The organism is Furfurilactobacillus sp. WILCCON 0119 (assembly GCF_053471565.1).
Window position 1 is genome coordinate 209,354 of the sequence record NZ_JBPCCV010000003.1, and the last position, 20,629, is coordinate 229,982.

General features: G+C 48.9%; 23 protein-coding genes and 1 riboswitch. Of the genes, 15 read left to right on the top strand and 8 right to left on the bottom strand.

The genetic code is table 11. From position 1 onward, the window contains the following. The first annotated feature begins 65 nt into the window (after nucleotides 1–65). The 5 genes from ACRYI5_RS06535 (at nucleotide 66) to ACRYI5_RS06555 (ending at nucleotide 3,982) form a co-directional block, all read left to right on the top strand. Nucleotides 66–383: a hypothetical protein gene (locus tag ACRYI5_RS06535; protein WP_448224702.1), complete on the top strand. Its 318-nt coding sequence runs from the start codon at nucleotides 66–68 to the stop codon at nucleotides 381–383. Nucleotides 384–415: 32 nt separating this feature from the next. Further along, entirely contained in the window at nucleotides 416–1,021 is a 606-nt protein-coding gene (locus ACRYI5_RS06540) for an ECF transporter S component (RefSeq protein ID WP_448224703.1), read from the top strand. A 52-nt stretch (nucleotides 1,022–1,073) separates the two neighbouring features. After that, a riboswitch (TPP riboswitch) is annotated at nucleotides 1,074–1,163 on the top strand. 126 nt (nucleotides 1,164–1,289) lie between these two features. Further along, entirely contained in the window at nucleotides 1,290–1,874 is a 585-nt protein-coding gene (locus ACRYI5_RS06545; protein WP_448224704.1) for an ECF transporter S component, read from the top strand. Nucleotides 1,875–1,907: 33 nt separating this feature from the next. After that, nucleotides 1,908–3,329 (top strand): ABC transporter ATP-binding protein, encoded by a 1,422-nt coding sequence (locus tag ACRYI5_RS06550; protein ID WP_448224705.1) that lies wholly within the window; start codon nucleotides 1,908–1,910, stop codon nucleotides 3,327–3,329. Continuing rightward, a complete protein-coding gene (locus ACRYI5_RS06555) occupies nucleotides 3,326–3,982 on the top strand; it encodes an energy-coupling factor transporter transmembrane component T family protein (RefSeq protein ID WP_448224706.1) in 657 nt (218 codons plus the stop codon). Before ACRYI5_RS06550 ends, ACRYI5_RS06555 begins: the two co-directional genes overlap by 4 nt. A gap of 65 nt (nucleotides 3,983–4,047) precedes the next feature. Here the strand turns inward: ACRYI5_RS06555 and ACRYI5_RS06560 are convergent, their stop codons facing one another. Further along, the gene (locus ACRYI5_RS06560) at nucleotides 4,048–5,025 is read right to left on the bottom strand and encodes an alpha/beta hydrolase (RefSeq protein ID WP_448224707.1); all 978 of its coding nucleotides are present in this window, start codon (nucleotides 5,023–5,025) and stop codon (nucleotides 4,048–4,050) included. A gap of 123 nt (nucleotides 5,026–5,148) precedes the next feature. Here ACRYI5_RS06560 and ACRYI5_RS06565 point away from each other — a divergent pair, with 123 nt between their 5' ends. The 7 genes from ACRYI5_RS06565 (at nucleotide 5,149) to ACRYI5_RS06595 (ending at nucleotide 12,135) form a co-directional block, all read left to right on the top strand. Next, nucleotides 5,149–6,957: a M3 family oligoendopeptidase gene (locus ACRYI5_RS06565; RefSeq protein WP_448224708.1), complete on the top strand. Its 1,809-nt coding sequence runs from the start codon at nucleotides 5,149–5,151 to the stop codon at nucleotides 6,955–6,957. A 12-nt stretch (nucleotides 6,958–6,969) separates the two neighbouring features. Continuing rightward, a complete protein-coding gene (locus ACRYI5_RS06570) occupies nucleotides 6,970–7,908 on the top strand; it encodes an alpha/beta fold hydrolase (protein WP_448224709.1) in 939 nt (312 codons plus the stop codon). Between the two features lie 4 nt (nucleotides 7,909–7,912). Continuing rightward, nucleotides 7,913–8,335 carry a helix-turn-helix domain-containing protein gene (locus ACRYI5_RS06575; RefSeq protein WP_448224710.1) on the top strand — a complete coding sequence of 141 codons (423 nt, stop codon included), beginning with the start codon at nucleotides 7,913–7,915 and terminating at the stop codon, nucleotides 8,333–8,335. Nucleotides 8,336–8,348: 13 nt separating this feature from the next. Beyond that, a complete protein-coding gene (locus ACRYI5_RS06580; protein WP_407880009.1) occupies nucleotides 8,349–9,227 on the top strand; it encodes an SAM-dependent methyltransferase in 879 nt (292 codons plus the stop codon). A 10-nt stretch (nucleotides 9,228–9,237) separates the two neighbouring features. Further along, nucleotides 9,238–9,405 carry a hypothetical protein gene (locus ACRYI5_RS06585; RefSeq protein WP_407880007.1) on the top strand — a complete coding sequence of 56 codons (168 nt, stop codon included), beginning with the start codon at nucleotides 9,238–9,240 and terminating at the stop codon, nucleotides 9,403–9,405. 188 nt (nucleotides 9,406–9,593) lie between these two features. After that, on the top strand, nucleotides 9,594–10,976 hold the full coding sequence (locus ACRYI5_RS06590; protein WP_448224711.1) for a GntP family permease: 1,383 nt from the start codon (nucleotides 9,594–9,596) through the stop codon (nucleotides 10,974–10,976). Nucleotides 10,977–10,989: 13 nt separating this feature from the next. After that, nucleotides 10,990–12,135, top strand: a complete 1,146-nt coding sequence (locus tag ACRYI5_RS06595; RefSeq protein WP_448224712.1) for a glycerate kinase family protein — start codon at nucleotides 10,990–10,992, stop codon at nucleotides 12,133–12,135. A 71-nt stretch (nucleotides 12,136–12,206) separates the two neighbouring features. On the opposite strand, the gene ACRYI5_RS06600 is transcribed toward ACRYI5_RS06595, so the two are convergent. Then, the gene (locus tag ACRYI5_RS06600; RefSeq protein ID WP_448224713.1) at nucleotides 12,207–14,255 is read right to left on the bottom strand and encodes an amidase family protein; all 2,049 of its coding nucleotides are present in this window, start codon (nucleotides 14,253–14,255) and stop codon (nucleotides 12,207–12,209) included. A gap of 246 nt (nucleotides 14,256–14,501) precedes the next feature. Beyond that, the gene (locus ACRYI5_RS06605) at nucleotides 14,502–14,909 is read right to left on the bottom strand and encodes a MarR family winged helix-turn-helix transcriptional regulator (RefSeq protein ID WP_448224714.1); all 408 of its coding nucleotides are present in this window, start codon (nucleotides 14,907–14,909) and stop codon (nucleotides 14,502–14,504) included. Nucleotides 14,910–14,984: 75 nt separating this feature from the next. On the opposite strand from ACRYI5_RS06605, the gene ACRYI5_RS06610 reads away from it, so the two are divergent. Then, nucleotides 14,985–15,461, top strand: coding sequence for a GNAT family N-acetyltransferase (locus ACRYI5_RS06610; protein WP_448224715.1), 477 nt, complete (start codon nucleotides 14,985–14,987; stop codon nucleotides 15,459–15,461). Here ACRYI5_RS06610 and gloA2 read toward each other — a convergent pair. After that, nucleotides 15,418–15,798 (bottom strand): SMU1112c/YaeR family gloxylase I-like metalloprotein, encoded by a 381-nt coding sequence (gene gloA2 / locus ACRYI5_RS06615; RefSeq protein ID WP_448224716.1) that lies wholly within the window; start codon nucleotides 15,796–15,798, stop codon nucleotides 15,418–15,420. The two genes, ACRYI5_RS06610 and gloA2, sit on opposite strands and share 44 nt — an antisense overlap. A gap of 462 nt (nucleotides 15,799–16,260) precedes the next feature. Between gloA2 and ACRYI5_RS06620 the strand changes: the two genes are divergently transcribed. Continuing rightward, nucleotides 16,261–16,959, top strand: coding sequence for a VTT domain-containing protein (locus tag ACRYI5_RS06620; protein WP_448224717.1), 699 nt, complete (start codon nucleotides 16,261–16,263; stop codon nucleotides 16,957–16,959). Between the two features lie 56 nt (nucleotides 16,960–17,015). On the opposite strand, the gene ACRYI5_RS06625 is transcribed toward ACRYI5_RS06620, so the two are convergent. The 3 genes from ACRYI5_RS06625 to ACRYI5_RS06635 are packed head-to-tail and all read right to left on the bottom strand — an operon-like array spanning nucleotide 17,016 to nucleotide 18,994. Continuing rightward, on the bottom strand, nucleotides 17,016–17,516 hold the full coding sequence (locus ACRYI5_RS06625) for a hypothetical protein (RefSeq protein ID WP_448224718.1): 501 nt from the start codon (nucleotides 17,514–17,516) through the stop codon (nucleotides 17,016–17,018). Between the two features lie 23 nt (nucleotides 17,517–17,539). Continuing rightward, nucleotides 17,540–17,968 carry a hypothetical protein gene (locus ACRYI5_RS06630; protein ID WP_407879992.1) on the bottom strand — a complete coding sequence of 143 codons (429 nt, stop codon included), beginning with the start codon at nucleotides 17,966–17,968 and terminating at the stop codon, nucleotides 17,540–17,542. Between the two features lie 15 nt (nucleotides 17,969–17,983). Further along, the gene (locus ACRYI5_RS06635; protein WP_448224719.1) at nucleotides 17,984–18,994 is read right to left on the bottom strand and encodes a lipoate--protein ligase; all 1,011 of its coding nucleotides are present in this window, start codon (nucleotides 18,992–18,994) and stop codon (nucleotides 17,984–17,986) included. A 304-nt stretch (nucleotides 18,995–19,298) separates the two neighbouring features. On the opposite strand from ACRYI5_RS06635, the gene ACRYI5_RS06640 reads away from it, so the two are divergent. Next, complete coding sequence (locus ACRYI5_RS06640) at nucleotides 19,299–19,754, top strand: universal stress protein (protein WP_407879989.1); 456 nt, start codon at nucleotides 19,299–19,301, stop codon at nucleotides 19,752–19,754. Nucleotides 19,755–19,926: 172 nt separating this feature from the next. Here the strand turns inward: ACRYI5_RS06640 and ACRYI5_RS06645 are convergent, their stop codons facing one another. Beyond that, entirely contained in the window at nucleotides 19,927–20,466 is a 540-nt protein-coding gene (locus ACRYI5_RS06645) for a hypothetical protein (protein ID WP_448224720.1), read from the bottom strand. Between the last annotated feature and the right edge of the window lie 163 nt (nucleotides 20,467–20,629).

The following is a 20,629-nucleotide window of genomic DNA, read 5'->3' on the forward strand; positions in this document are numbered from 1 at the left end:
CTTTGGCGTCAATCGTCCTGCTAGCGTAAAATGAACGTAATCATTTAGGAAAGGCGGCGGTGACCATGGCACATAAAGTGTTAACAGCCCTTTGTTACCTCAGCATTTTATTTTTACCAGTTATCTTTCCGCTAATCGTTTGGATCGCTGCAGCTGGGCAACGAGACGTTACTCGTGATGCAGCCCGCGCTTTTTGGAGTCAACTGTTACCAACCATTATTGCTTTTGGGAGCTTTTTTTGGATCGTTGCGGTCGGCTTTACAAGTGGCGCAACGGCTGGCCTTGGTTGGCTCACCCTGTTACTGATTGGTGGATTATGTTTAGTTAGTGCCATTCTTTGGTTTTACAACATCATCATGGGCGTGATGCGGCTACTTGCTTAATCCGTTCCCATAACATAAAGGAGCTCGTTACCATGAAAACATCTACTAGCGCTAGCACCAGAAACCTCGTGTTGGCCGCACTTTTTATTGCCATTATCATCGTGCAGGTCATCGTTCCCTTTTTGGGATACATCCCCTTGGGATTAATGGTTATCGGTTTGCAAATTACCATCATTCAATTTACCGTCGCCATTGCTGCCATTCTGCTCGGACCGTGGTGGGGCGCCCTCATCGGTGGTGTCTGGGGGTTAGCTTCACTGATTCAAGCCTGGACCACCACGTACAACATTGGGGCCTTCCTGTTTAGAAATCCTGTGACCGCCTTGGTTCCCCGAATCATGATCGGCCTTGTCGTCGGGTACACGTTCCAGGCGCTGGCTAAGCGTCACCGTCAGGGATTAGGACTTGTCCTTTCCGGTTTTTGGGCCTCCTTCACTAACACCGCACTGGTTGTTTTGAGTGCATGGTCAACCATTGCCATTTTCCACGTTTACTTCCCTGGAATTCCTCACAGTGGCACATTTATGTGGCTGCTCCTTTCCTTGGTTGGGACAAACGGAATTGCAGAAATGATTGCCGGTGTTATCATCGTGCCGATCATTGGTGGGGCAATCCTCCGCGTTCGTCGGTCAAATTAACGGACATTACTTGTTGAATTTCTGCTAAGTATTCGCTATGATGAGCGTAGTTTAAATAGATCTGGGGTGCCGTTTGGCTGAGATAAGACCCATTGAACCTGCTCCGGTTAGTACCGGCGAAGGGAGATACGTCACAACAATCCGTTAATTTGGATTGTTTTCAATGTCGCAATTGCGCCCCGGCACAGACTCTATCTGTGTCGGGGTTTTTATGTCTCAAATAGCGGTTCCTAATGTCCGGTAACATTACCAATAGGAGGAACTTTTTATGCAACATCAATCAGCACCACATCACAATTCATGGCACCTTCGTGACGTCATCTTAATCACGATCATGGCGATTTTCATGGGAATCATTTTCTTTGCCGTTGGTTTTTTGTACAACGGACTTACCCTGTTGCTAACCCCATTTGGGTTGGCACCATTCGCCAATGACGCCCTGCTGGGGCTCTGGACCATGGCTGGTCCACTCGCCGCCTTCATGCTTCGGAAAGTTGGTTCTGCCACCATCGGCGAGCTCCTGGCATCCGCTGTTGAGGCCATCATCGGTGGACAGTGGGGCCCCAGCACCCTTCTTTCTGGCTTTATTCAGGGGTTTGGTTCTGAACTGGGTTTCACGTTTACGCGCTATCGCCGTTATGACTTATGGTCCCTCTCGCTATCTGCTATCACCACAGCCATCGTAACGTTTATTTGGGACCTTGCTCGCTCTGGTTACAGTGCCTTTCACCCCGGGATGCTAATCGGCTTGTTCATCACCCGGGTCATCTCAATGTGGCTGTTTGGCGGTCTCCTTGTTGCCGCGGTTACGAAACTTCTCGACCGCTCGCACCTCCTGGATCGGCGCGCCTAACGTTACATTTACCTTTTATGAAAGTGAACCATTATGTCATTGATTAATCTCGATCACGTTACGTTTTATTATGATGCACAGCAACAACCAGTCCTTAACGATCAGTCACTTGACGTTTTCGACGGCACGTTTAATTTACTAACGGGCCCATCAGGAACTGGCAAATCGACGTTTCTGAAGCTGGTCGCCGGACTTTACCCTGCGTTTACGGGCCACCAAGAGCAGGGGCACATCACCATCGCCGGTCAGGACGTTAACGTCTTGGCGCCTAACGACCGAACCGCACTGGTTGCCATGATGTTTCAAAATCCCGGTGAACAGTTCGCTATGCCCACTCCCCGTGAAGAGCTCGTTTTTGCACTGGAAAACCAACGGCTCAATCCAGCAGTCATTCCTGATAAGGTTAGGAACGCTCTGGCCTTCGCCAATGTTGCCGACCTTGCGGACCGGCAATTTACCACCCTATCCGGTGGCGAGCAGCAAAAGGTTTCGCTTGCCCTAATTGTTGCGCTTGAATCGCGCGTGATCCTCCTGGATGAACCCTTTGCAAACGTTGATCCTGAGGCCCGTACGGTCTTATTAGACCGGTTGAGCGAGTTAGCCACCAATCATCATAAAACGATTCTCATTGCCGACCATGATCTATCAGACTATCGTGACCGGATCGATCAACTTTACGTTTTGGATCCGACTCGTCAGCAGATTCATCCGGCAACAGTCACCGAAACGGCCACTCGGTTTACCGACTTTGCGGCACATGCTCATCAACCACAATCACTTTCCCCTGTCGTTCAGACAGCATCGGAATTTGACCTCAACGAGCTCACGGTCGGCCACCAAACACCCTTACTGACCGCTACCTCGTTAAGCCTGTTTCAGGCACAACTCACCGTTATTACTGGTGCTAACGGGACGGGGAAATCAACGTTGCTCAATGCACTGGCACGGTTACAACCGTACACGGGAACCATTACTTGGCGGCAGACTGACCTCAACAAAATCCGCCGCCAACAGTATGCAAAACACGTCGCGTTGGTCTTCCAACAGGCCAGCAGTCAGTTTTTGCGCATCACGGTTGCAGAGGAACTGGCCCTTAGCCAGACGCACCAAGTCTCCACTGAATGGACACCCGCTAAAGTTGATGCCACGCTTAGCGACCTCGGCCTCGCCGATTTATTAGACCGCGTCGTCTACACGCTTAGTGAGGGCCAAAAGAAAAAATTACAGCTCTTATTGATGTTGATCATGGGGACGGATACGCTGCTCCTGGATGAACCACTCACCAGTTTAGACTTAACGTCAACGCACCAAATGCTTCAGTTACTACATGAGGCGGTTCATCAACATGGCCACACGATTATCATGATTACCCACCAACTCACGGATGTGGTCCACTACGCAGATCGGCACATCCACCTAATCAATCACCAACTCCACTACGAGGCTTCCCTATGAACCCAACCATTCTCCTCAGCTTAATTCTTTTGATCGGTATCGAAATTTCGTTTACCAGCGTCATCTGGGCCAATGTTTTGATTCTTATCATCAGTCTCTTTATTATGTGTTGGCGACGTGCGCCCTTAGTATCGTTTGTTCGTCTCGCCCTCATTCCACTCATCCCCGCAGTCGGGATTTGGTGTTCCATCCGGTTCACAACGAGTGGTCAAAACGCCCACTTTGCTTGGGTTCTTGCCACCCGGATCTACGCCTATGCTGGCCTCGGCGGCCTCTTTACGTTTTCAACGACCCCTGCAAAAACGTTGGCCTCACTGGAACAAAATGCCCACCTCCCGACAACCTTTGTTTACGGCATGGTTGGTGCGCTTAACTTTGTGCCACAGATTCGTCGCGAGGTCACCATCATTCGGGCCAGTGCTCAAATGCGCGGCATCACGCTTCATTTCTGGTCACCACAGCTGCTTTTCAAGGCCATCGTGGCCGCCCTTAACTGGTCCGAAAATTTGGCCGAGGCCATGACTTCTCACGGCTTTACTGAAAATGCGCCCCGAACACACGTGACTGTCGTTTCGGTTCCAATCTGGAATTATTGGGTCGCTGGCATTAGCTTACTTTGCTTACAGACCGTGTTGTTTAGCTCGTTATCGTAAGTCTAAAAAATCGCTTCTTCGTTGACGATAAGTCAATGAAGAAGCGATTTTTTTTACGACAAGGATTATTTAAAATGTTGATCTAAAAACGCTTGGATGTGTGCTTGATAGGCCGTTGGATCATGCCGGAATGAGGCAGCGTGTTTTGCCCCCTTCACGATCCATAGCGACTTTGGTCCGCCAGCAGCGCGGTAATTTTTATAAACCATGCTGGTTGGCACGAACGTATCCTTATCACCGTGAATAAAGAACATCGGTTTATCATTTTTCTTCACCGCATTCACCGAGCTGGCTTCCGCATAATTATACCCGGCGCGAATCTGACTGATTTCACTCACGATCCCCACTAGTGGCCATGCGGGGAGTCCATACATCGACTTTGCCTGATAGCTGATTTCATCCTTCACCGATGTGTAGCCACAGTCCTCGATGTAGGCCCGAACTTGTTTAGGGACATCCGGTTCGCCGCTGACCATCATGGTCGTTGCGCCACCCATCGACACACCAAACATCAATAGTTGACTGTCTGCGCCATTTTTTTGCACAACTTGTTTAAGCCATTTTACATAATCACGCCGATCTAGCCAGCCATAGCCAATGTACTTCCCCTGTGACTGCCCGGCCGCCCGATCATCTGGGATCAACACGTTAAAGCCCATGTCATGAAACATGGTCCCATAGGCCGCCATTTTTTCTTTGTTTCCCCCGAACCCGTGCGCGATCACCACCGTTTTCTTTGTGGGGGTTGCTGCCGGCAAGTAATCAGCGACAAGCTTTAACTGCCCGGGTTGACCTGTAATGGTCCACCGCTGTTTGTGCTGCTTTTTAAACCACTGATCACGACCATACAGTGGATCACTATGTTTTAACGGTTGATTATTGATAAACGCTTTGTGGCTCCGCACCTCCGCCACCTGGAAAAAGTACGTCCCCGCGGCCAATAAACCACCGCAGACTAAACAAACCAGCACAATGAGACTAACGACCCATGCCCGGCGGTGACCATGAGAACTTTTGCCGTGGCGATTTTGATTCTGTTTCATTTATTGACCCCCTATACTAATTTGTTCACCTTACCACGCCTGCCAGCCTTCTTCAACGGGCGTTCCTCGCAAATGACTGCTATAATGGCCGTAACATAATGTTCACTTTTAGGAGGCACCATCATGAAATATCAACAAACGTGGGCTCTCGACAACATTTTCCCCGGTGGTTTCGAGTCACCAGAAGCCGCCGCGCGCTTAACAGCGCTGACCGCAAGTATCGCAACGTTAACACAGACCCTTGCTGAATTGGATCTGACCGCTGATGCACCCGCTTACTCAGCACTAACGGCCTACATTACCACGCGTGATGAGACTGCCGATGGTTTAAAGGAACTCAGCGTCTTTTGGACTGCTCACCAATCTGCTGATTTCAATAACCACGCCATTGCGCCAAAAATCGCGCGGTTAAACGAGGTTTCCGCTAAGTTTGCCGATCTTGACGTGACACTTGGTAAACGTCTTGCGACGGTCAGCGATGACGCGTTCACCACGCTTGTTGCCACACCAGCCCTCGCGCCGATTGCCTTTAACCTTACCGAACTACGCACTCATGCCAACGAACAATTAGATGAAGCCACCGAAAGTGTTATTAATCAGCTGTCTGTTGACGGCTTAACCGGGTGGAGCACGCACTATGACACCATTGCCGGTCAAGTCGCAGTGCCGTTTACCGATGCTTTTGGCCATCAGCAGACGCTTTCTGCTGGTCAGGCCCTAAACCAACTCACTGGGGCCGCTGATAATCAGACCAGAGACCACCTCATGGCCGCCTATGAATCTGCATGGGGGCAACAAGAGGCCGTGGCAGCGGACACACTCAATCACCTTGCTGGCTTCCGTTTACAAGTCGATCGCCTCCACAACACGACTGCCTTCCTAAAGGAGCCGCTGGAACAAAACCGGATGAGCCGGCAGACACTTCAAGCCATGTGGAACGTTGTGGAAGCCAACAAGGAAATGTTTATTCCATACATGGATCGGAAGGCTGCCCTGCTTGGCAAGTCATCATACGACTGGCAGGATCAATCAGCGCCCATTACCGTCGCTGGTTTTACCCAACCACACATTGATTACGATGACGCCGCGGACTTCATCGTCAAAAACTTTGATCACTTTAGCCCCAAAATGGCTCACCTGGCCCAAACCGCCTTTGACAATCAGTGGATCGAAGTTGAAGACCGCCCTGGCAAACAGCCTGGCGGTTACATGGAGGATGTGCCTGAACGACAGGAATCACGAATCTTTTTAACGTATACTGGCACACCAGAAGATGCGTCAGCCGTCGCCCATGAGCTGGGCCATGCCTTCCATTATAGTGTTGTGAAGGATCTGCCCACCATGCGCCGTGATTACGCCATGAACGTCGCTGAAACCGCCTCAACGTTTGCCGAATTGGTGGTCGCTGACGCAAACGTTCAGGCCGCTAGTTCCGTTGGCGAACAGTTGAACCTATTGGACACAAAGCTCCTCAATCCAGTTGCCATGTTCATGAATATTCGTGCCCGGTACCTATTCGAGACCAATTACTATAAGGAACGACTGACTGGTCCCGTCACCCCTGCACGGTTAAACGATTTAATGCTTGCTGCTCAAAAGTGGGCCTTTTCCAATCACCTTGGTACGTATCATCCCCATTTCTGGGCCAGCAAGTTACATTTCTACATTGATGACGTTCCGTTTTATAACTTCCCGTACACCTTTGGCTACCTGTTTAGCCTCGGGATCTACGCCAAGGCCCAGGCTTCTGGGGATGACTTTGAGGACCAATACATCGCACTGCTTCGCGACACGGCCAACATGTCCACGGAAGAATTGGCGAAAAAGCACCTTGATGTTGATCTGACCCAGCCAGACTTTTGGCAAGCTGGTGCCGACCTTGTTAAAAAGGACATTGACGCCTTTATGAAGTTGTCTGATCCACTTGTTTAGGAGGTGAACCGTATGACGAGCACGACGTTTACCTGCCCATCGACGGATCATCACCACCAACTGGTTGGCCGCCAGTGGCTACCGACACCCCCAACCCCCATCGTTGGAACGCTACAAATCGTTCATGGAATGGCTGAACACATTAACCGCTATGCTCACTTTGCGACCTTCATGAGCGCGCACGGCTGGGTGGTTGCCGGTGCAGATCATCTGGGTCATGGTCAAACCGTTGGCCACTCCCCACTTGGTTACTTTGGGGCGCATGATCCGGTCACCCACCTTATTGACGATGAGCTCGTGGTGGCAAAACGACTCCGGCATGACTATCCTGACCAACCCCACATTCTTCTTGGGCACTCAATGGGTGCCATGATCGTGCAGCTGTTCTTAACCCGCTACGATAGCTGGGTGGACGGCGCTGTCATCATTGGCTCCGCTGCCCGTAATCCGGCGCTTATCCTTGGCCGGCCCGTAACAGCCCTCCTGAACAAACTGGCGCCAAAACGTCCCAACCATTTCCTCGACAACATGGCCTTTGGCGGTTACGCCCGGCGGTTTCCAGAATCCTGGCCGTTTCAGTGGCTCTCTGCAAATCCCGAAAATGTGCACGCTTATAACCATGATCCTCTCGCTGGTTTTACGTTTACCAACAATGGCTTTAATGTGCTGTTTGAACTTGCTGATCGATCAACGCGGCGGCACTGGTACCAAGGTATTGATTCCCACATGCCGATGCTTTTCATGAGTGGCCAAGATGATCCTGTCGGTGGCTTTGGTCACGGGCCAAAACGGCACACCGCACGCCTCCGTCATGCTGGCTTTAACGACGTAGCGTTACATTTATGGCCACAAATGCGCCACGAAATCCTAAATGAGGGTGACCGTGAACGGGTGTATGCGGTACTATTAGAGTGGTTAAGCAATCATCAGACTCCCCTAGAAAGAAAGTGACAGAATGTTTCCTGAACGTTTACGCGCGATTCGCCGCGGGCGCCACATTACGCTCGACCAACTGGCCGATGCTTTAAATCAGAATTTGACCCCCAGTGAAAAACCAAATACCGCTTCGCAAATTGGTAACTGGGAGCGTGGCATTCGGACCCCCTCGTACATTGAAGTCCGCAAACTCTCCGAATTTTTCGATGTTTCACTGGATTACCTTACGGGTAAGGCAGAGCTGGATGAATATGATCTTGGTCGGTTATTTCTTTCTGGTAAACGATTGACGTTTAATAACGACACCCTCAGCAGTCAGGATCGTTATGAAGTGTATCAACTCATTGAAGGTTACATGCACGGCCGCGAAAGTCGCCGCGAGGATGTGCCATTAGACCACCAGGAAGAACTTGATCTTGGCTACGACATGCCAACAAACTAAGGACGAGGCTGACATGACTCCCAAACAACTCCGTAAATTAAAGCAACAAGTCAAACACCATGAACCGGCACTCGATCAAAACGGACTTAATCCACACGCCGGTGCCCATAATGATTACATTCGGCAGCTGACCCATTTTCGTGAGCAATTTGCTGATTTTAGTGAGGCCGTTTTTCTGATCAATCAGGTTTTAGAAGCAGACCGGTTACTCTCACGGGGATTACTTCCCCAACCGCTTCCCGAGCTGTTACTGCCTGAAACGCTTCAGGACACGATTTATCAAACGATCCTTGCCCGTTACCCTCTTGGTGACCCGCGTGGTGATACGGTGTGGAATGCACTTTCAACGGCCTTGCCACAACTAGATGAGGCCCTTCGCGGGTTTCGGGACTACCTTGAAGCCACCTATGGGATGTGGGCCTACATTTCGGCCCCATTCGTGAACGACCTCAGCCAGTATCTGAACGGTCGGCCAACCCTCGAATTAATGGCTGGTAATGGGTACATTTCAAAAGGGCTCCGGGATAAACGGCCCCAGCAAACCATCTTCACCACTGATTCCAAGGACTGGACCAAAGAAAACGAAACGGGCAAGCATCCGGTGACAGCCATCGAACCGCTTGATGCGCTTGCCGCCATCGCCAAGTATGGCCACCAGGTCGACGCCATCATTATGAGCTGGTCACCTGATGGTCAAGACATTGATTGGCAGGTTCTTTCGGCCATTCGGCAACTGACACCCCAGCCCGAATTCATCGTGATCGGTGAACAAAACGGCGCCACTGATTCAAAAGTCTTCTGGACGAATGCCCATTTGACGGCACCAACCAGTCTAAACAAACATTTTAGTCACTTCGATCTCATTCATGATCACGTTTACCTAGTCAAGTGAGGCTTTTAAAATGAACAAACAACTTCGCGACGCGCTTTCATTCGCCGTTGCCGGACTCTTTTTATTGGCCTTTGGCTTATGGGCTAAGCAGCTCCCCTCAGGCGCATTCGGGGCGGTCTTGCTGGCCGTTGGTCTGTACAATCTCTATAATTACTGGCACGACCATCACACAGATTAGCATCATTCAATTAATCCAGGGCCTCCAGTTCACGCACCTAAGTGGTTGTGAACTGGGGGCCCTGGATTTTTAGCCCACCCGTTCGGGTAATTTCATATCCTTTTCAGGTGAGAAGTTTGCGCCACAGTAAGCCCAAATGAACGGTTGAATGTGGCGCATGACAAAAAAATACCATCGGTCACGCCGCGATGGCACTACAAAATGTAACCGCTTTATTTTATGCTAAGAATGAACTTAAACCCTTATTGGAGGTACACATTGTGGCAAACGTAACGGTTAGCTGGCTTGGGGCGGTTATCGGCCTGGCGTTAGCGATCTTTCTGATTTTACGAAAACTCAATCCGGTCTATTCATTATTACTTGGAACAATCGTTGGGGCCGTCATCGGTGGCGCCAACCTGGTTCAAACAACAAACATTGTGGTTGCTGGGACCCAAAGTGTGATGGGTACAGTAGTCCGCGTTTTGGCTGCCGGCGTTTTAGCTGGGGTCATGATGGAATCCGGCGCTGCCAACACCATCGCCAAAACAATCGTTAATCAATTTGGTGAGGGCCTTGCCATTTTTTCATTGGCCCTGTCAACCATGATCATTACGGCCGTTGGTGTGTTTATTCCCGTCGCTGTATTGATCGTGGCTCCGATTGCACTAGAAGTTGGTAGCCGCATGAAAATTTCTAAACTTGCGTTGCTGGTTGCCCTATCCGGCGGTGGCAAGGCTGGCAACATCATTTCACCCAATCCTAATACCATTGCGGCAGCACACGGGTTTCACTTAGAGCTAAGCGCCGTCATGGTGGCCGACTTTATTCCGGCACTCTTTGGCTTAGCAATGGCCGTCCTCCTCGCGACGTTATTAAAGAATCATGGCGCCATTGCCAGTGCAGAAGATATTGCGGCTAACCAGGCCACGGGCACAACCCCCGATCCCGCTGACTTACCTTCATTTAAGTCAGCAATCGTGGCCCCATTGATTGCCGTTATTTTATTGTTGATCAATCCTATTGGCAGTATTTTTCACATCAGTGCTTTAGAAAAATTCCAGGTGGACGCCATGTACATCCTCCCCCTCGCCGGCATCATCGGCATGTTTGCCATGCACCAGGGGCGAAAGATTTTGGCCTACACTAAGTCTGGCATGGCACGGATGACGGACGTTGTGTTAATTTTAATTGGTGCTGGTGCCATTGGTGGCCTGATCACCGCGTCAACACTTCCGGCGGCTATTGTCCATTTGATCAAGCTATCAGGGATTTCTGGAACCTTCCTGGCACCCATCGCCGGAATTCTAATGGCCGCCGCCACGGCCTCAACGTCAACGGGGGTCATTCTCGCCACCGGTTCGTTTGGCAAGGCAATTCTCGCATTTGGGACGGCCCCACTCGCTGCCGCGGTGATGGTCCACACCGGAGCAACGGTGATCGATCACCTGCCACAGGGAAACTACTTCCACGTGACCGCTAACGCGATGAACATGGATTTAAAGGCGCGGATGAAGGCTGTGCCTTACGAAACGGCTGTTGGACTCACCATGACAATTGTTGGCACCATCATGTACGGCTTTTTGTTCTAACGGAGGATAAAAAATGAAAATTGTTATCGCACCAGACTCATTTAAAGGGAGTGCCACGGCAAAGGAAGCCGCCGATGCCATCGAAGCAGGACTCAAACGTGTTTTCCCGGATGCGAACTATGAAAACATCCCCATGGCTGACGGCGGTGAAGGTACCGTTCAGTCGTTAGTGGATGCCACTCACGGCACATTTCGTACCATTACTGTTTTAAACCCGTTGCAAGAACCAGTTCCAGCACGCTACGGCATCCTTGGCGATGGAAAGACAGCCGTCATCGAAATGGCAGCTGCTAGTGGCCTTCAGTTTGTTAACGAGCAAACGAAAAATCCCCTGATCACAACCACTTACGGAACCGGTCAATTGATTGCAGATGCACTGGCTCAAGGACTGACCGACATCATCATCGGGATCGGCGGCAGTGCCACAACGGATGGTGGCGCTGGGATGGCCGAAGCACTAGGCGCTAAGCTCCTTGACGCAGCGGGAACCCCGATTAGCCGCGGTGGTGGCGGGCTCCGCGATTTAGCCACCATTGACGCTAGCGCCATAAATCCGCTACTGGCAAACGCCCACATCCGCATTGCCTCAGATGTCACCAACCCGTTAGTGGGCAAGACTGGTGCCGCCGTTGTGTTTGGCCCGCAGAAAGGCGCTACTCCAGCAATGGTCGCTCAATTAGATGCCAACCTAACTCATTATGCCCATGTCTTGAAGAACTGCTTAAAGATCGACCTCGCCGACCACCCCGGAGCCGGTGCTGCTGGCGGTTTGGGCGCTGGTTTACTCGCCTTCACCCATGCACACATGGAAAAGGGAATCGAAATTGTGATCGAAATGACCCGGCTAAAAGAACGCGCAACGGACGCTGACTTTGTGTTCACCGGTGAAGGTGGCATTGATTTTCAAACGCAGTACGGCAAGACCCCCATGGGGACGGCCCAAGCAGCGCATCGTGTGAGTGATCACGTGACCGTGATTGCGCTGGCCGGTAACGTTGGCAGCGGCATTGACCAGTTGTATGACCTTGGAATCGACGTCATCATGGGCATTCTTCCTGGTGTTGAAGATCTCCCCACGGCAATCAGTCAGGTGCAGACTAATCTCACAACGGTCGCAGAAAATGTCGCCCGGTTGATTTACCGGTCACAACTAAACTAACGTTACTTCAATTCACGTACTAACTTAAAACGACTGACTTCTCGAAAAATCGAAAAGTCAGTCATTTTAAGTTAGTGAACCCTTTCAATATCACGCACTTTCTTCAAGCGCCGTTCATCCAGGGACGCCACAACAAATAGTAATAAGATGCCCCACGTAGTCATTTCGCCGCGGACCGTTTCGCCCGTTTGGGGAAGCGTTCCCGGCTTCAGCTGGGAGCGCCCGTCATTTGGGTCACCGACAGTCGTGGAACTTGGAGTGATTGATTGTAAGGACACCTGCTGAGACATCGTCCTGGTAGCCACCGCTGCCATCGCCGGCTTCATCACGGGAACTTCTGGGTTACCGGGATTGGTGGCACGACTTGTGATCGGCTGTTGCTGTGCAGAAGAGCCGCCTTGTGAATTTGGTGCTGATTGACCGTTACCATTGGTGGTTGGCTCCGGTTGTTGCATTGGCTGCGGCCACTCCTTAAAGAGTCCCGCCTGTTCAAACAGCGTTCCTAAGGCCATTAAAAGATCATCCTGGTCGCGGCCTGCCTCAAACTGAACTCCGAGTGGCAAGCCCCCAGTTGTCACATAAGTTGGTAAACTAATGGCCGGTTCACCTGATAAATTGGCTAACTGCGTAAATGGTGTTTTTGATAACCCATATAACCATGCATCATAAATCAGTGCCATTTGCTGATCAAACGGTAATGATGCCATGGTTGCGATTCGGTCAACATCGGCCGGCAAAACAATTGGCTCCGTGTTTTTCGGCGCCACCGTCGCCGTTGTTGGCGTTAGGTACAGCGGATATTCTTTGTGGAACGCGCTCATTTGTGCCGCAATGTTTGTGAGTTCCGTTTGACGTCTCGTTGTAAACGTCGGGTCTGCCTGCTGCTGTTTTAAAGATGCTTGGTACAGCGCGTAGGTGATGGGCGAAACCTGTTTATTAACCACGTCCTGCCAGGTCAGGTTGCGATGGAACTTTTGATTAAAGAGGTAGTTAGCGATGCTGCCCGTCGCGGTACTCGACTCATAATACAGTTTCATCAACTGGACCCCGTCAACTGGCGCCGCCTTCTCAACGACGGTGAAGCCCTGCTTCCGTAGAAACGCCACCGTGTTCAGCACGGCCGCCTTAGCGTCATCACTGACGGGCGTTCCAACTGGCGAGGTGAGCGAATACGCCACCGGCACCTGCTTGAGATCACTCAGCAACGGGGCCGTTCCCGGTTTAGCCCGAAGCGCATTAAACAACGTTTCCGTATCTGCCATGGTCCGTGTCTCCGCAAAATTGACGGCCCCGATCGTCTTACTGTCCCAGGCTAAAATTCCCTGGGTTGGTTTCAAACCAACGACCCCGGTCCATGAGGCAGGAATGCGAATGGAACCACCCTCGTCGTTTGCCAGTGCAATTGGAACGGTCCCGTTCGCCACGGCTGCCGCCGCACCACCGGAAGATCCGCCGGGATTCCGCGTGACGTCCCACGGGTTACTAGCTGCCCCGTACAAATTGGAGTTTGTCACGTTAAACAGGCCTAGCTCCGGAAAATTTGTTTGTCCAACAACCACAAAGCCAAGATCTTTCATCTTTTTAACAAAGCGACTGTCAAAATTCGTCACGTTTCCCGCCTCAAACGGTAAACCATTTGTGTTCGGTTCACCCGCAACCGTGTGGGTGAGCCCCTTAACCAGAATTGGGACCCCGTAAAATGGCGCCGTTCGATCACTGATCGGTGTTGCATCGTTTGCTTTAGCGTCCTGAAGCGCTGCGTCTTTTCGCACGGTAATCACATCGTTTAACGTTGGGTTGGACTGATCAATCGACGTTAACGTTTGGTTCACCAACGCTGTACTTGTTGTGGTGCCGTTACGAACGTCATTCGCCATCGAAACGGCCGATTGCGGCTGGGTTTGCGGCGTCGTAGTGGTTGTTTCAGCCGATTGGGACTGTTTGATTGGCGTTGCCGTGGTTTCTTGTGGCGTTTCTGCCGGTTGCTGAACCGCTGTAGTGGTTGGTTCGGTCCCCGTTGGTTGGTCACTTGCGAAGGCTGGTTCGATCGGTGCCGCAATCATACCGATCACCGCAGTTGATAGAACTAACTTTGTAATGGCTTTCTTTATAAACCGCATTTTCACACCCCTCAGTGCTGTTCGTTTTCTATGTAAGCGCTTAACGTTTCCATTTTAGCTCATTTCCAGCGATTAAACGTCAGCAATGCAAGAAAAATTCACAATCTTTCACGCGTGGCATCTTGACCACATGATTTCAATAATCAGCGTGTCGGCTCGCCAACCATCCTTCACAGAAAAAACACCTGATCCCCGCGGTTACGAGAATCAGGTGCATTATTTTCTTATTGGCTGGTGGGAAACCACTCACAGCTGCTTATTGATTTTGGTCAATAGTTCAGCCAGTAATTGCTGTTCCCCAGGCGTCAACGAGCCGATTGTCCGCTCTGCAACACCACGCTCAAATGCATGAATGCTTGGATACAACGCCTGTGCTTGCGCCGTCGGGTATAACCGGCGCACCTTCTTATTAACGGCATCTGCACGTTTTTCAACGTAGCCTTCCGTGATTAACTTTTGAACTGCTCGAAAACTGGTGGTTCTATCCACCGCCATGTCCGTCGCCAATTCGTCAAAAAACAGTCCGGGCCGTTCACAAATTCGCAGCAGGTACTGAAACCGATTATTATTTAATCCTTGTGCCGCAAATGCGTGGTTGGCACTGGTCGTTGCCCGTCTCGAAAAGGTACCCAACTGCCTTAATTCATCAATCATTGTAAACTCCTTGTTGCATTTGCAATAAAATAAACCTATACTAGAGCGCAATCATTCAAAAGGGGTAATTCGCTTATGTGGCTTTTAAAATCATTCTCAGAACTCTCAACAACTGAATTATACGACATAATGGTGGCAAGAATCCAAACTTTCGTGGTTGATCAGCACCGTGTGTACCAAGAAGTCGATGAAATTGATCCCCGAGCGCGCCATCTTTTTAACTACGAAGACAATCATCTTGTTGCATACGCACGAATTTTCACAGAAGGCACGACCGTTACGTTTGGTCGTATCCTGACCACCCCCGCCGTTCGTGGCCAGGGCTATGGACGGGTTCTTTTACAACACGTCATGGCAACCCTTGCCGCACGCTACCCAAATTACCCCATCCAAATTGAAGCACAGGTTCAGGTTCAAAATTTCTACCGTAAATTTGGGTTCCAACCCGCAGGCGAGGTGTTTCTTTTCAACACCACACCGCACATTCGTATGACCCATCAACCGCTGACTACTCGTGAAGTTCAATCGGCAAGCCATCTGGATCATGAATGAAGGTCATTGCCTTTCCCGTAAATTCATCGTTGCGAATTGGTTCGGCCTTAACCCCCAGTTCAGCGAGTTCAATGACCGTTTGGGCCACATCATCCACGGCAAACGCCACGTGACGAAGCCCCAATGCTTCAGGATACGTCAGCCGCTCCGGACTATTGGGCCGGATGAGCAGTTCTAATTGAACCGTTCCTGAACACAGCATCATTACCGTATCGTGTTTAACGGGCCGATCATATTCGCTCACAAGTTGAAAACCCAGTTTGGTCATGTAAAAATCCTTCGCCCTGGCATAACTTGAAACCACAATCCCAATGTGGTGCATCTTGCTTAATTCCATTTCGACCCCCGCAACAACTCATAATAGTTTTTATATTTATAGTGTAGCATACACGCCGGCACCACAACTTCTCCCAAAGCTGTCACCGCATTAGTTAGCAATTTAGTCACATATTCTTCATGACCAATAAAAAAACGTCTACAGACGTAGGCGTTTGGTTGGCATGTTCAGTATTAACCTTCTGAACTTAAGGTCGCTCTTCAATAAAGAAGAACTGAGAACGTCAGTACCCAATAGTAGTCGGTGGGTAGACCGCCGGGTTCCACAACCCAAACGATCAAGCACTCCATATACGATGGAAAAACGTACCCCTGACTTCGATAGCCACTAGCCTCCGCAGAGGAACGACATCACTGTCGTCTGGCTGATCTCGACTCATCGCATGTCAATACTATAACACCTCTAAAATAAAAGCGCAAATCGCTAGGAAACTTAACTAAATATCGGTATGATAACCGTATTATGACAAAATTTATTGCATCTACACGCCTTGCCTGGGTCCTCGAATTTATTTTTAACCCACTCAAATTTTTAGTTCCCTGGACAAACCATCTCGATTACTGGGGTTACATCATCCTTTTTGCGGTGCTGTTTCTTGAAAGTGCCTACCTGCTCTTTTCCTTTCTCCCCGCTCAATCCTTGCTCTTCGTAGCCGGCGCCATTTCTGCCAGTCATCAATCGGTGCTGAACATCTACATTCTCCTGGTTGGTTTCATCCTCATGACCCTCTTGGGGTCGATCATAAAGTACCAGACTGGGTTGCGCCTCAAGGAGAAAGCCACGGCTAAAAAACAAGCTGATCCTGATGATCACCAACCAACAACAAAGACCATGCGGCGCTTATCGCAATCTGAAGAATACTTTCAAAAGTACGGTGGTGGTTTCTTGATCATCGCGCGCTTCATTCCCATTGTTGGCCTGTTCATGCCCCTAATTGCTGGTGAAACAGCCATGGATCGCCACGATTTCCATGTTTTTAATACCATTGGTGTCACAGCGTGGATCCTAATCGCAACCCTCGCTGGCTTCTTCTTCGGCAAAACCGAATTCGTCGAAAATTACTTCACCTTCATTTGTATCGGTATTGCCCTTCTTCCGGTTGTCATCCACGAAGCAAGCCGTTTTCTTCATGAATGGATCGATGCAGTTCGTGCCCGGTAATCTTCAAAATAAAAAAATGTCACGCCAACATTGGCGTGACATTTTTTCATTTTCAGTTAATCAGCTTCTGGTTCATCCGTGTCAGCTTCTTCAGCTGCGGCGGCCCGTTGTGCCAACTGGTTCAGTTGTTCTCGAACCCAATCTGTCACCCGTTCGGCTACAGTCTCCGGATCGTCCAAAAAGGCCTGAACGGAACTAATTAGATCAATCCGCATTTTAGAAACGTTAATTGCTGGTGAATCGAAGATGAGGTAAAGGTTCACCTCACGCTCCTCATCAGAATCCAGCATTTTATCAATTTCCTTTGCATAAGCAAACGGCAAGTTGATAACAGAACTTTCTAACCGGATGTTGATGGGTTCATCATGGTACCCTGTTACATCAAGACGCGTTTGAACCAACTTTCCGGCCTGCAACTGTTCTTGTGCAAACGCCAAACTTCCCGTCATGATCATGGCTGGATCAGCAGTTAATTCATCAAACGTTGTGATGCCAGACGTTGCGGCGTACGTTTCTTCTTCCAGTGCTGTCAAAAAATCAGCGATGTTAATTTTCATTCGTTCTGACTCCCGTTTCTCTTTTAATGGTGCGACTTTTCTTCGCGTTCAACCCAAATCTGGTTGTTTTCCTCATAATCGTGCCGGAAACGCGCCCCTGCGACAAAGGCTTCAAAGTTGGTAATCAACCCAATAACCGCAAAGAGGTCGATCACTACCTTTGCAATCATCGCACCATGTTCAGTAAATGTTCGCATCATCGCCAACAGCAAGACCGCTGTTAAAATGATGAGGACCAGGGATTGCGGGTACACAGAAAAGCGCCAGTTAAAGGCAAACATCAGCACCGGGATCAACGTTAAAATGATCATCAACGCCTCATTGGCTAAAAATGCTGGCCACTGCTGACTGGCCGATCCACCAAAACCAAAGTAACTCCCCGCGTTAACAATCGTATAAAAAAACCAGGCTGCAATGGTTAAACTAACCACACGTACACGTGCATCTCTCATCTAGTAAAAACCTTTCTATGCCAACAGATCAATGAGTTGTTCCTTTGAAATGCCAACGAAATATTTACTGAGGTCTACGTCACGTAATGCACCTTCTAAGTGATCACGGTCATACTTAATGTCCGTCAGCTGATCCGATAGGGCCGTCACATCTTCTGGCCCAAAGAAATCGCCATAGAATTTCAGGTTCGCAATTTTCCCATCCTGAACGTCAAGCCGTGCATCAATCGTCCCGTAATCAAAGTGTTGACGTTTTTTCACCGTAAACGCTGGTGAATTTCCGTAAACCCAGTCCCAATTATTGTAATATTGTTCGTACAACTTGTCGATTTCTTTCTGATCTTCCGGGGTGACAACATATTCATGTGACTTGATGTCAGCTAGGTCGTTAACATCAAATAGTTCTTTCAGTAAAAGGTCCCGGAACGTTGGAACATCAATATCCTGATAGTCTGGAGCAAGGTACGGCCGCAGGTTCGTCACCCGTGAGCGAACTGATTTAATTCCCTTTGAGGCAATTTTATCTTCTGGAACGTTCAACGCATGGGTCACAACGTCTAGATCAACATCCAACATCAGGGTTCCATGAGAGAACGTCTTCCCGTTTCGTGTGTACATGGCGTTACCGGAGAATTTACGGCCGTCCACCAAGATGTCATTCCGACCGGAAACTTGAACGGATTCAGCCCCCATCTTTTGCAAGGCCGTTACGATCGGCTTCGTGAATGACTTAAAGTCCCCAAAAGCTTCACTGTTTGAGTCCACCACAAAACTAAAGCACAGGTTCCCTAGATCCTGATAAACCGCTCCACCACCGGACAACCGGCGCGTTACCCGAATGTTATGTTCCTGAACGTACTTCTGGTTGATTTCTTCCATCGTGTTTTGATTCCGGCCCACGATGATGCAAGGTTCTTCGTAATAGAACAAGAGCAATGGTTCGTCAAATTGCTTGTTATTCATCAAATATTGTTCAGTTGCTAAGTTTTCACCAATGTTGTGCGATGTCATCGAAACATAATACATAATGGTTAGCCCCCTAAGTCAAATCAACAATAACGGGTGAGACTTCATCCGCCCATTCTGCCGTTACGTTGATGTTAGCACTTTCTGAAAGCGGACACAATTGTGATGTTGCCGCGTTTCATCATTGTGACTTCACAAACTTTTGAACGCCCATTATCCCCCCTCATTCCAGTTACCACAATGAAAAAACCACGCACTTTTTCTTCTCCAATGGAGTAAATCGCTTACATTATTAGTAATAAACGGTATAATAAATGTAAGGCACAATCAACGTTTTTAATCGAGAGAAGGGTGGCATGTAATCATGTTACAACAATATAAAAATATCCTCGCGCCAGTCGACGGTTCCAAGGCCACTGACCCAGTCCTTGAAAAAGCCATTGAAGTTGCAAAACGCAACGACACACATTTAGATATCCTGAACGTGTTAGAAGTTAACCAATTTTCTGACAGTTACGGTGGTGCTGTTAGTGGTGACGTCATTTACCGGTTGGTAGAAGACGTTCAAAACCGCTTAGAAGCCTTAAAAAAGCAGGCTGAAGATGCTGGTGTTAAAGATGTTGATATCCACGTCCGGTTCGGGAACCCGAAACCAGTCATCTCCCGTGAATTTCCTCATGATCACGGCAACGAATTGATTGTTATGGGAACCACCGGTCTAAACGCCGTTGAACGGTTAATGGTTGGTTCTGTAACCAACTACGTAAGCCGTAACGCCGACGTTGACGTTTTGATCGTTAAAATTAACGCCGATAAATAAGCACCATTCTTACCGCTGACAAGTAATTGTCGGCGGTTTTTTATTGCCCTCATACCACAGGCAAGTTACAGATGGCAAAAGTAATTACGATTTTTTATCTCACCTGATCATAAAATAACCTATCAAAAAAGTGCTGATGAATTATCCATCAACACTTTTTGATAAATTATCATTACTGAAGTAAGTCCGGATCAAACATTTCAACATCTTCCTTAGAATCCATGTCTAAAAAACCATTGAAACCATACTGGGATAAGTCCTTACTGTTCTGATACAAATCAACTTCTACACCAAGTAAATAGGCCCAGAAAGTTTCGTTTCTTTCATAAGTTCCGTAATGATCTGTGACAACTAGTTTTGGTTCTGTTCCATCATTAGTATGCCGGAAACCCTGAACAGATTCTCCTTCATCAGCAAAGTAAGTAACATCATCGTCGGTCTTAAACAACACATTTTGTCTGATTTCTGAATTACAAGTATCAAGATCAATACTTGGATGATTTGATTTCGCCCAAAAAACTAATCCACTAGGTTCTGAAATTCCAAAAATCCGTAAAAACTTTTTGTAGGATTCAGGCAGCCAGCACGAAATGGCTTCGATTTCCTCCTGCGACTGATTGCCATACTTTCCGATCAGTGTCCGATCATGAAGGTCAAGATATCGTTGATAATATTTAATTGCCATTGCTTCTGTTTCATTATCGTTTAACATTCTTCGCTCGTCCTATCCCTGGTTTCTCTGGGAAACATAATTTCAATCAATATTATCTAGCTGATTCACATATCAATCAATCGCACTATTAAAATTATTCATTTTGAAAACACTTTTAAGTTGATATGCCGCATAAGAATCAAAGTGTTCTAACGTAAATGCT